The organism is Chryseobacterium sp. DT-167 (assembly GCF_058310155.1).
Genome location: NZ_JBZEEQ010000008.1, coordinates 219,123 through 229,733, shown reverse-complemented (window position 1 = coordinate 229,733; position 10,611 = coordinate 219,123). Strand labels below are relative to the sequence as shown.

General features: G+C 34.2%; 11 protein-coding genes. 2 read left to right on the top strand and 9 right to left on the bottom strand.

The window, feature by feature from the left end; genetic code table 11:
- Window positions 1-160 precede the first annotated feature (160 nt).
- From AC4FQ5_RS12595 to AC4FQ5_RS12585, 3 genes are all read right to left on the bottom strand, one after another.
- Complete coding sequence (locus AC4FQ5_RS12595) at window positions 161-355, bottom strand: cold-shock protein (protein WP_047445827.1); 195 nt, start codon at window positions 353-355, stop codon at window positions 161-163.
- A gap of 72 nt (window positions 356-427) precedes the next feature.
- Window positions 428-1,072, bottom strand: a complete 645-nt coding sequence (locus AC4FQ5_RS12590) for a DEAD/DEAH box helicase (RefSeq protein WP_491143799.1) — start codon at window positions 1,070-1,072, stop codon at window positions 428-430.
- 441 nt (window positions 1,073-1,513) lie between these two features.
- Entirely contained in the window at window positions 1,514-2,074 is a 561-nt protein-coding gene (locus tag AC4FQ5_RS12585; RefSeq protein WP_491143797.1) for a helix-turn-helix domain-containing protein, read from the bottom strand.
- Window positions 2,075-2,336: 262 nt separating this feature from the next.
- On the opposite strand from AC4FQ5_RS12585, the gene AC4FQ5_RS12580 reads away from it, so the two are divergent.
- On the top strand, window positions 2,337-3,284 hold the full coding sequence (locus AC4FQ5_RS12580; RefSeq protein ID WP_491143795.1) for a beta-1,6-N-acetylglucosaminyltransferase: 948 nt from the start codon (window positions 2,337-2,339) through the stop codon (window positions 3,282-3,284).
- 66 nt (window positions 3,285-3,350) lie between these two features.
- Here the strand turns inward: AC4FQ5_RS12580 and AC4FQ5_RS12575 are convergent, their stop codons facing one another.
- From AC4FQ5_RS12575 to AC4FQ5_RS12565, 3 genes are all read right to left on the bottom strand, one after another.
- The gene (locus tag AC4FQ5_RS12575; RefSeq protein WP_491143793.1) at window positions 3,351-4,862 is read right to left on the bottom strand and encodes an acyl-CoA dehydrogenase family protein; all 1,512 of its coding nucleotides are present in this window, start codon (window positions 4,860-4,862) and stop codon (window positions 3,351-3,353) included.
- Window positions 4,863-5,147: 285 nt separating this feature from the next.
- Window positions 5,148-5,408: a SemiSWEET transporter gene (locus AC4FQ5_RS12570; protein WP_491143791.1), complete on the bottom strand. Its 261-nt coding sequence runs from the start codon at window positions 5,406-5,408 to the stop codon at window positions 5,148-5,150.
- A gap of 77 nt (window positions 5,409-5,485) precedes the next feature.
- Complete coding sequence (locus AC4FQ5_RS12565; protein WP_491143789.1) at window positions 5,486-5,812, bottom strand: hypothetical protein; 327 nt, start codon at window positions 5,810-5,812, stop codon at window positions 5,486-5,488.
- Window positions 5,813-5,949: 137 nt separating this feature from the next.
- Between AC4FQ5_RS12565 and AC4FQ5_RS12560 the strand changes: the two genes are divergently transcribed.
- Complete coding sequence (locus AC4FQ5_RS12560) at window positions 5,950-6,561, top strand: YciE/YciF ferroxidase family protein (protein ID WP_491143787.1); 612 nt, start codon at window positions 5,950-5,952, stop codon at window positions 6,559-6,561.
- A gap of 81 nt (window positions 6,562-6,642) precedes the next feature.
- On the opposite strand, the gene AC4FQ5_RS12555 is transcribed toward AC4FQ5_RS12560, so the two are convergent.
- The 3 genes from AC4FQ5_RS12555 to AC4FQ5_RS12545 all read right to left on the bottom strand — a co-directional run bounded on the left by AC4FQ5_RS12555 (window position 6,643) and on the right by AC4FQ5_RS12545 (window position 10,563).
- On the bottom strand, window positions 6,643-7,146 hold the full coding sequence (locus AC4FQ5_RS12555; RefSeq protein ID WP_491143786.1) for a CinA family protein: 504 nt from the start codon (window positions 7,144-7,146) through the stop codon (window positions 6,643-6,645).
- Window positions 7,147-7,274: 128 nt separating this feature from the next.
- Complete coding sequence (locus AC4FQ5_RS12550) at window positions 7,275-9,419, bottom strand: catalase (RefSeq protein ID WP_491143784.1); 2,145 nt, start codon at window positions 9,417-9,419, stop codon at window positions 7,275-7,277.
- 673 nt (window positions 9,420-10,092) lie between these two features.
- Window positions 10,093-10,563, bottom strand: coding sequence for a ferritin-like domain-containing protein (locus tag AC4FQ5_RS12545; RefSeq protein ID WP_491143783.1), 471 nt, complete (start codon window positions 10,561-10,563; stop codon window positions 10,093-10,095).
- Between the last annotated feature and the right edge of the window lie 48 nt (window positions 10,564-10,611).

Sequence of the window (10,611 nt, the reverse complement as noted above, 5' to 3'; positions counted from 1 at the left end):
GCTCAAAGATAATTACACCTAAAATTATTCTGAAAAAAAATTAAAACTTTTTCACATTTTGTAGTAATTCTACGATAATGGGTAAGAATGAGATTCAAAAGGCTGGAGCAAAAAAAAAGCTGCCTCTTGCGAGGCAGCTTCATGTAACGATATATATCGATTATGCAAGTCTTACGTTAACTGCATTTAATCCTTTTTCGCTTTTTTCTACGTCGAAAACTACTTTATCATTCTCGCGAATCATTTTAGTGTTCAATCCTGAAGAATGTACAAAAATGTCTTGTCCTCCTTCTGCTGGAGAAATAAATCCGAAACCTTTTGTTTCGTTAAAAAATTTTACTGTGCCTTGTTGCATTGTATTGGTATTAAAAATTGTTTTATGTGTTGTGTTTAATTTAAAAAATTAAACCTTTTTTTCTTTTTTTATTTATGAAACTGCAGAATATTCTGTAGCTTTCATCGTTTCCATTCTGTCGTTACTTATCTTTTCTGCAAAATTGCTGACCTCTTTAGATAATGTAGACGAATAAATTATATTTTGTCTTTTCCCAGGAAGCTTGCTTATAAGCCTTTTGAGCTCATCTGTATTTTTTTCCAACAGAATTTCAATGTCATCTATAATCAATACTTCTATCTTTGAAAGACTGATGTGTCGCTGATCATCTAATTCCAGCAGTTTCTCTGGTGTTGCAATAAGCACATCTAATCTTCTCCTGAGCGAAGAAAGCTGCGTTCCGTTTGAAATTCCTTCGTATACTGAAAGCTGAGACAACGGCAGATATTTGGTATATATTTTAAAATTCTCTTCTATCTGTAAAACAGTTTCTTTAGTAGGAGTCAAAACCAAAACTCTTGTATCATTGTGATCGGGATTGTTCTTTTTCAACATCTGAAGGACAGGCATTGTAAAAGAGGTCATCCTTTCTGTTCCGCGGGCAATCTGACAAAGAACGTCTTTGCCGCTTAGGATCTGCGGAATCATTTTGATCTGCAGTTCTGTAGGCATCGGACATCCTGCTTCTGTAGCAGCGCGAATGATGGGATTGATTAAGTTTAGATTCTTAAAACTCATGGTATTTCTTTACCGAGTAACGGCTTTCCTTTTTCAATATTGATCGGGAAACTTTATTTTAATAGTTTGTGATCCGGTAAGATCCTTTTTTATGGGAATTTTAATATTCTCTGTTTATTATCTGTTTAAATTCATTTTACATTATAATCATCCAAAATATGTGACAACTTATGAAGCTGATGAAACCGTATTATTTGTCACTGGAATTATTATTTTTGAACTCAATAAAGAAAAAGGGGATTTTTCTCAGAAGAACTTTTCAATTCTAATAGCATCGAGACTTAATGCAAACGTATAACTCTATGTTTTTAAATACTTTTTAAGAAAACTGTCTTTTATTTTTCAGGCAGTATTCAGGTATTTATTTCACTTGACAAAGATGGACTAAAAAACGGAAACTTGTTTATATAAATAAATATTGAATTTACATAAATCACACATTTATAAATCTTCAAGATTCTTTTTTCTCTTCAGCTTCAGCTGTTTGTAAAAAGAGGGAGCCAATCCGGTGATTTTTTTAAACTGATAAGAGAGATGTCCTACACTGCTATAATTGAGCTTATAAGCAATTTCAGTGAGATTCAGTTCATTATAGAGTAAAAGTTCTTTTACTTTTTCAATCTTATTTAAAATAATAAAGTGTTGTATTGTATATCCGTTGACTTCTGAGAAAACATTGGAAAGATAAGTGTAGTCATATTCTAATTTTTCACTCAGATATAATGAGTAATTCTCTTTCGGCTGCTCATCGGCATTATGAATCATCTCTGTGATGGTATTTTTAATTTTTTCAATTAAAATACTTTTTTTGTCATCCAGCAATTCCAGACCCAAATGTGACAATCGTAATCTGAAAATCTCAAGTTTTTCATTATCGATAATCTCGGCAAAATCTACAGTTCCCAACTGAACAACAGCATGTTCCAGACCAAGCCTGTCAATCTCTTCCTGCACCATCATTTTACATCGCAGACTGACCATATATTTGATGTATACTCTCATACGTTTTTGTTTTATGGTAATCTGAAAAAATTGCATTACATAATTAAAACGATGACCTTATAATAGGGTAAGATACACAATTTAAATTTAAAATGACCAATAAATTTTCATGCTGATAAAGTAATATCTCATTTTCGTAATCTATTTTACCTCAATCTTATAACAAATCAAATATTTACAAATAATTATCATTTGTTATCTGAACTATAACTACCTTTAATCAACTTGTTTGCCTCGGTGAATGACTGATAAAATTAAAGCTATGCAGACAACATTTTCACAAACTCTTCCCCAGACTCAGACTTCAGCGATAAATTCTTCTGCTTCGGTGCGTATTGCCTATTTTATCATGGTACATGATGAGCCTGAGCAATTTATAAGAATGTTTAAGACGATTTACACCCGAGATCAGTTCTATCTTATTCATATTGACAGAAAGGCTAATGAGGAAGTAACAGAAATGGTTCAGGGGTTTACAATTCAATATCCGAATGTTTATATTCTTGAAAGCATGAATATTACTTCAGGAGGCTTTAATATGGTTCAGATACAACTGAATGCCATAGAATTTCTACTGAATGCAAGCACAGAGTGGGAATACTTTATCAATCTGAGCGGAGAAGATTATCCTCTGAGATCTCAGGTGATTATAAGAAAATTTCTCACGGCTCAAAACGGAAAAAATTATCTGTTCTATTATGATCAGAAATTTTACAGACCCGATACGCTGAGAAGAATTCAAAATCATTTTACGGAATTGGCATTTAAGATCTCTTCATTTATTTATAAAAGAGACTTCATGAAAGACGTTATTCCCTACATTGGCGGAAAATGGATGATCCTCACCAGAGATACATGTTCTTTTTTGAGCAACAGCGAGACGGTAATGGCTTTTGAAGATTATTATCTGAATACCTATCTACCCGCAGATTCTTTTTTCCAGACGGTACTGATGAATACTTCTTTTCATCAGGTCATTGTGAATGATGACAAACGTGCCATTATCAACCTTAATGCTTTAGAGATCAATATTGCTCCTTTTATTTTCGAAAATTATCTGCGGTCAAACAGTCATCTTTTTATACGGAAACTGAAGTATAAAGATCATAAGGAACTCTTACAGTATATTGACAAAAATTTCCATCTACCCTTGCCGGAAATCAGTGATATTGATAAAGAACTCAACAATCGCTCTGACCAAAACAACTGATAAATCTTTAGCAATAAAAATCTCCACAGATAGTCTGCGGAGAAATATGTTTTTAAACTGTTGTAATTAAACTAAAGAAATCCAATTGCTGTTTTCTGAGTAATCATCCAAAGGCTTTAAATCCTGATGATGATTCATCGACGCAAGAAGAGAAACAATCTCCTGTCTTGTCATTTCTACCGAATTATCAACCAGCTTCTGATTAAATCCTGCATTACTTAATTCTAAAAGATCGTTTACCGTGATAATTCTGGCAACAACTTTTCCTAAGTCGATCATTTTTCTTTGAGAAATTGCTGTATTGATCGTGAAATCTAAATTCTGAGTATATAATTTTGCAGCGTTTTCACTCAAAATATTTTGCTGAAGATATTCACCTACATTTTCGAGTTTCTTTTTCTTCATGTCCTTTAAAATTCCTTCTGAAATCTGAGTGTAAAGCATTTCGTTTGACCCTTCAAAAATCTGGAACGGACGGCTGTCCATAATTCCTCTTCCTCCGATGTGACTAATCCTGTAGCCTTTACCACCCGAAAGCTGAACCAAAATCTGTGCAGCCTCCTGCATCATATCGGTCACCAAAGCTTTCATAGAATTGGCATGAACTCCTTCTGAGGAAAGATTGTGATCAATTCCGCTGATCTTAGAACTTTTTGCGCACATTGCCGAACACAATGTAAAGAAAGATTCTAATCTTGTCAGCTGATACTGCACCTGATCCAGTGCATACAAATTTGAATTTCCTACAATTCTGTTTCTCGTATGATCTAGAGCCTCGTCAAGCATTCTTTTCAAAAAGCCCATTCCCATTCCCGGAAACTGAAATCTGCTTCTGTGAAGAATATCAAGCATCATTTTAAGACCTGTAGATTCAGGAACCAGTTTATTTTCCTGAGGAACTTTAATATCTATTTTATTAAGACCATAAGGAATCATATATAATCCCGGATTATCATAATATTCTAAAACCTCAATATTCTGTTGCGGTTGATGTGTATCTGCAATAAAAAAATCTACGTCTCTGGAAAGATTTCCTTCAGCATTTGCATTTCTTGAAGTGATTAACCAATAATTTGCCAATCCTGTCAATCCTTGCCAGTGTTTTGTGCCTTTTATGTCGTAAGAATCACCATTCTGCACATTTTGGGTTTTCATATTTAAAGCATCACTTCCAAAATCCGGCTCAGTAATCATAAGACCGCCCATTGCACCGTAGTTTAGGAAATGTTTAAATATATTTTCTTTAATAGATTCGTTTCCGTATTTGGCTAAAGGCTCCAGAAAGAGAGCAATATTGATCCCGAAAGTAAGTGATAAAGGAAGAGATTCGTACGATGCAGCTGATAAAATCCCCAAACATTCTTTCACTTTCAATCCTCTTCCTCCAAATTCTGAAGGCACTGCAACAGAGAGCGGTTTCAGATTCATTATTTCTTTCCAGACACTTGGCGGCAAACCTCTCTGCTGACAAAGCTGGTCAATGTTTTCTCTCTGAAAAAGATGGTGGAGTGAAGTTTTAAAATGATCAAGAAATTCAGGGTAAGTTTCCCCTGATGTCTTGTAAGAAGATTCATTCATACAAATAAAAAAAATATGTGCTGTATGCCATCGATACAACGGTATTACGAAATGAAGCGAATGGCACAACTTATTTTTAAATCAGCAGCTTCACAAATATGCGACCAAGATACAAATTTTCAAACTTGTTATCAATCTAAAAATTAAAATTGATGTATTATTAACGTAATATTATGATTATTATTTATAATTTAATATTAAAATGATAATTATCAGTTATTTTCAATACTGAATTTTCTTACTTAGAATAATTCTTTTTAAAGAAAAGTAATTAAAAAACATTGTTCATGATTTTTTTCTGAATAATATCAAACAAATCAGCAAGGTGAGATTCACCAGAACAGCAAAGGCATTTGAGAGAATGATCGGCCATTCTTTTTTGAGAATTCCGTACCACACCCATAGAGATAATCCACATACCAAAATCATGATCATAACCCACGAAAGGTCTTCTACGTTTTTTTCCCTGATCACTTTAATAAGCTGTGGAATCATTGATACCGATGTGATACATCCTGCTATAATTCCTAAAATATTTACATCCATACTCAAAATTACTTTAATTAACCAATAAGCGGCTATGACCATAATCACAACCGCTCATATTATTTTATTTACAAAGATTAACGATGTCTTTTTCCTCTCTGATGATAATCAACATTCTGCGGCTTTACCTGATAGTTTTTTGGAAACTTATCGTCATGCTGATGATTGAATGCATTTGTTGAATGATTTTCATTTTCAAATTCTAAATGATCAAAATGTACGACTTTCCCATTTCTGTAAGCTTTGCCTTCTGAAGTACGATAAAGCTGATTTTCTTTATAGATATTCCCGTCCGGCGCTGTGAATGTTTTAGCCTTTTTACTAAGTCTTTTTCTTCTTTCATTAAGGAGCAATAAAGTTCCTCCCGCTAAGAATGCCAATGCTACTTTTATTTTATTGTTCATAGGATTTATTTTTCTTTTAAATTACAAAACACCTGCCAATAAAATCTTTATAAAAACTTTCTTTTAAAATAGATTTTACGAGTCTTTGGTCTTAAAATTGAATTGTAGAACATAACTTAAATCAAAAAATAAACAATATGGCAACTAAAACAGCAACCGCTAACAAAACTGCTTCGCCTAAAAAAAGCGAAACACCTAAAAAAACAGCTGCTTCAAAAAGTACAGCTTCAAAGTCTTCACCCAAAGCACCTGCGAAAAGCGATGCAGCATCTGATCTGAAAGACTTTTTTGAAGATGCATTGAAAGACATCTATTGGGCTGAAAAAGCCTTAACAAAAGCACTTCCAAAAATGGAAAAAAATGCTACCCATCCTGATTTGAAGGAAGCTATCGCAACTCATTTAAAAGAAACTGAAGTTCACGTAATGAGATTGGAAGAATGCTTCAAATCTTTAGGTTTAAAACCAGAAGCTAAAAAATGTGATGCCATGCAGGGATTACTGGATGAAGGCAAAAGCATTATGGAAGAAACAAAAGCAGGGGCGATCCGTGATGTAGGAATTATCGCTGCTTCACAAAAGGTAGAACATTATGAAATTGCCACTTATGGAAGTTTAGCTGCTTATGCTAAAGTTCTGGGCGAGAAAAAATGTCTTAGCAATTTATTAGCAACCTTAAAAGAAGAAAAAAATTGCGATAAATTATTAAGTACAATTGCTGATACTGCATTGAACAGTAAAGCGAAATAATCTTTCAATTTATTTCATTAAAAAATCCTCAATTTTCATTGAGGATTTTCTAGTTTTAAGAGTGAAATGCTTTATCAGCTATTAGTTATTTAAGATCAAAAGATTATTCAATTCACTTTTGAAACATCCTAAGATAAATTCTGCATAATAAAGCTGCGCATTCAGAGCCTGTGTTTTTGGATGAAGCTCAAGCTTTTTAGACAAAATTATTTCACCTTTATACGCTATTGAATAATGTGCAAAAACACTGAATATAGAGTTCCTTACCGGAGTACAATATCCTGTAGTTGCAATTGACCAGTCGCTTTCAAACATTTTAGCAACGTTTAATGCCATCGTTTCTGCGATATTTTCTGAAACACAATTACAGTCCTCAGCTTCATTCTGATCAATATCAAGCAATCTCACTTTCTCCGGTAATGTGTAAGTGGTGATTCCGCCTTTATAAAACATTGTAGCATTAGGCATCTGTGAAAAAGCCAGCTGCAGCATTCCCGAAGTCACACTTTCCGCAACAGATATTGTTTCGTTATTTGTGATCAGATATTCGCTGATGTAGTGAAGTATTTTTTGTTGAAATTCCATAATAGTAAATTTATTTTATATAATTTCAAAATCTGCAATTTCAGCTATATTGATTTTTAAATCTAACCTCAAAAAAATTGCTTTTCTGATTATTATATTGATTTGGTGTAAAACATTATCATCGAATTTTATGCCATCGAATTTCGGTCTTTCTCAAGATCCCAAACTCTGTGAGCAGCAACAGCAGAAATAAATTCTTCATCAGATTTTCCGCTTCCTGCTTTTATGACAGCACGGTCTTCATGCTTCTTTTTAGCGATATGAGTCGCATTATAAATATCGTCTGTATCTTTCCCGAAATAAATCGCCTTGCAGTGTTTGTATGCCTCATTGATAAATTCTGTAACAATAGGTTTTACATCAGGCTGCATCAATTGCTGCACAGATTTTTCTCCCTGGCAAATATAAAGCGCATCAAAACTTACGCTTGCAACACTTGAGATGGAATGTTTAGGCTCAAATGCAGTTTTATCATCTGCAGTTACCGGCGCAACACTTGTAGCAATGATTTGTACAACAGCTCCTTTACTTTCAAGTTTATTTTTCAAAGATTTTACCGCCTGAGTATTTACTCCGTCTGCCATTACAAAACCGATTACTCTGCTTTCGATGGTATCTTTTACGGTATTTTCCATGCTTAAAGCTTCAGAACTTTTTGTTGCAGGCTCTCTTTCCTCACTTTGTAAACTTGCAGGATCTGCGTCCGCAGGAATACTTCCATTTGGAGTATCTAATTTCTTCACTTTAACACCTACTTTTTCGGCGACATGAGAAGCCAGTTTCTTATCAATAAAATTCAATTGTCCCACTACTCTTTCTCTGATCTCAGGAATAGTAACTTTTGAAAGCTCAAAAACCAGAGCATTCTGAAGATGAGTTTTTTCCGGCTCAGATTGACTGTTGAAGAACATTTTTGCCTGAGAATAATGATCAACAAAACTTTTGCTTCTTGCTCTCACTTTGTGTCCGTCGACTCTTTCATTGTTTGAAGTAAAGCCGCCTTCTTTCATCATAGCCTGAAACGGACAACCGCCACCGATAGAATTTGGTTCGTAACTCACTTTTCCTTTTACAATCTGTTGTCTCATATGACCGTCACGCTGATTATTGTGCACAGGATTGATTGATCGGTTGATCGGAATTTCATGGAAGTTTGGAGAACCTAATCTTGACAATTGAGTATCTGTATAAGAGAATAACCTCCCCTGTAGAAGCGGATCGTTTGAAAAATCAATTCCCGGAACCAAATGTCCCGGATGGAAAGCTACCTGCTCTGTTTCCGCAAAAAAGTTATCCGGATTTCTATTTAAGGTTAGAGTTCCAACAAGCTGTACCGGAACGAGTTCTTCGGGAACTATTTTGGTGGGATCTAGAAGGTCAAAGTCAAAATCATGCTCGTTTTCCTCAGGAATGATCTGCACCCCAAAATCCCATTCAGGAAAAGCACCGTTCTCGATAGACTCCCAAAGATCTCTTCTGTGAAAATCGGGATCTGTTCCTGAAATTTTCTGTGCTTCGGTCCATGCAACTGAATGCACACCTAATTTGGGTTTAAAATGAAATTTAACGAAATGAACTGCACCTTCGCTATTGACAAATTTAAATGAGTGAACACCAAAACCTTCCATCATTCTATAACTTCTTGGGATTGCACGGTCGCTCATTGCCCACATGATCATGTGCATACTTTCCGGCATCAGTGAAATGAAATCCCAAAACGTATCATGAGCAGAAGCAGCCTGTGGAATCGCATTATCAGGCTCAGGTTTCACTGCATGTACCAGATCCGGAAACTTCATCGCATCCTGAATAAAGAAGACAGGAATGTTATTTCCTACAAGGTCGTAATTTCCTTCGTCAGTATAAAATTTTACGGCAAAACCTCTTACATCTCTCGCAAGATCTGTACTTCCTGCACTTCCTGCAACGGTAGAAAACCTAACGAAAACCGGCGTTTCTTTTCCGACTTCATTTAAAAATTTTGCTTTCGTATATTTTGCTAAACTTTTATTGAGTTTAAAAACACCATGAGCACCGGAACCTCTTGCATGAACGATTCTCTCAGGAATTCTTTCATGATCAAAATGGGTAATTTTTTCTCTAAGGATAAAATCTTCCAGTAAAGTTGCTCCTCTTTCATCTGCTTTTAAAGAATCCTGATTGTTATTGATCTTCAGACCCTGATTTGTTGTCAGTTTTTCGTTCTGATTATCTGTAATATGATCCTGGAGCTGATCGAGCTTGTCATTTTTTTGTGAGTCTTTATTTTCCATAATATATATAGTATGATTTAATTTAGTTCAATAATTCTTTAAAGATGTAATATTTCCGATTCTTCAGTCGATAATAGATATGAAAATAATGATCTGATTACCAGACAATATGTTTATTGCTGAATATTCTGAACATTGTTTACACTTCAAGTTCAGAGATTAATAATTCAAATATTATGTATCAAAATTTACGAAACATAATGCATTGAATATCAAATATATTCTGACAAAATTTAGATCCTAAAAAACGTTTAACCGCCACTCTGGAAAATCTTTAACGGGTGACGTAAATTGCATGACAAGCCAAACTTATCTGAACAAAATATATTATTAACAGAATATATCTGATCAATGATTATTCCATAATACTATATTTTCTAAAAAATCGTAGTTCTGAAGTTAATTATTAAAATAGCAGCTATGAATCTTGCAATAATTCTCTACGAATTGTTTCATATTTGCTGTAAGGATTATTTATGATTTATTTTTGCAGATTGCATTAAAGATCATTAATAAGCAGAAGTAATAATAATTTCATATTGTGGCGTTTGGTGTCTCATCAAATGTATAACAAAGTACATTAACCGTTTATGATTTGAATCACATAGATTTCACCACTAGCTTTATATAATAAACTGTTTAATTTAGATAAAACAGCTTTACACCTATTCATTTAGTTTTCAATGTTTGCAAATTTGTTGTAGGATGCTTTGAGATGATGAAGCTGATCCTGTATTTTTCTTGAGCACTCACCGGTAAGATCACCACTGTCTAAAGCATCCTGATAAGCTTTGATAGCCGCATCTTCACCAAAAACAACATTTTCGAGAGTTGACTCATCTTTATTTCCGGAAAAGGAGTTTTTAATATCGATCCAAGCTCTGTGAATTGCACCAGCTGCAGTTGTTACGTCTTCTGCCTCTCCACCCCGCTCTCTGATCATTCCTATCAGTTCAGATTTCATATCCTGAGAGTGAGACACCATTCTGTCATAATCAGCTTTCAGGTGGGAATGGGTATCCCAAACTTTTGCTTCCACTTTAGAAAATCCTGTAATTCTGTCGTTCGTTATTTTCAGCAAATCATTAAGTACTTCTACTGTTCTTTGATTATCCATAATAAAATCTTGTTTTGGTGTAATCATATTTACAATTTGTATGCCTTGGTTTTAGCAAAACGAATATTTTACAAT

Excerpts from the sequence above, each read along its gene's own strand:
- AC4FQ5_RS12595 (WP_047445827.1), bottom strand. The coding sequence starts at position 355 with ATGCAACAAGGCACAGTAAAATTTTTTAACGAAACAAAAGGTTTCGGA.
- AC4FQ5_RS12590 (WP_491143799.1), bottom strand. The coding sequence starts at position 1,072 with ATGAGTTTTAAGAATCTAAACTTAATCAATCCCATCATTCGCGCTGCT.
- AC4FQ5_RS12585 (WP_491143797.1), bottom strand. The coding sequence starts at position 2,074 with ATGAGAGTATACATCAAATATATGGTCAGTCTGCGATGTAAAATGATG.
- AC4FQ5_RS12580 (WP_491143795.1), top strand. The coding sequence starts at position 2,337 with ATGCAGACAACATTTTCACAAACTCTTCCCCAGACTCAGACTTCAGCG.
- AC4FQ5_RS12575 (WP_491143793.1), bottom strand. The coding sequence starts at position 4,862 with ATGAATGAATCTTCTTACAAGACATCAGGGGAAACTTACCCTGAATTT.
- AC4FQ5_RS12570 (WP_491143791.1), bottom strand. The coding sequence starts at position 5,408 with ATGGATGTAAATATTTTAGGAATTATAGCAGGATGTATCACATCGGTA.
- AC4FQ5_RS12565 (WP_491143789.1), bottom strand. The coding sequence starts at position 5,812 with ATGAACAATAAAATAAAAGTAGCATTGGCATTCTTAGCGGGAGGAACT.
- AC4FQ5_RS12560 (WP_491143787.1), top strand. The coding sequence starts at position 5,950 with ATGGCAACTAAAACAGCAACCGCTAACAAAACTGCTTCGCCTAAAAAA.
- AC4FQ5_RS12555 (WP_491143786.1), bottom strand. The coding sequence starts at position 7,146 with ATGGAATTTCAACAAAAAATACTTCACTACATCAGCGAATATCTGATC.
- AC4FQ5_RS12550 (WP_491143784.1), bottom strand. The coding sequence starts at position 9,419 with ATGGAAAATAAAGACTCACAAAAAAATGACAAGCTCGATCAGCTCCAG.
- AC4FQ5_RS12545 (WP_491143783.1), bottom strand. The coding sequence starts at position 10,563 with ATGATTACACCAAAACAAGATTTTATTATGGATAATCAAAGAACAGTA.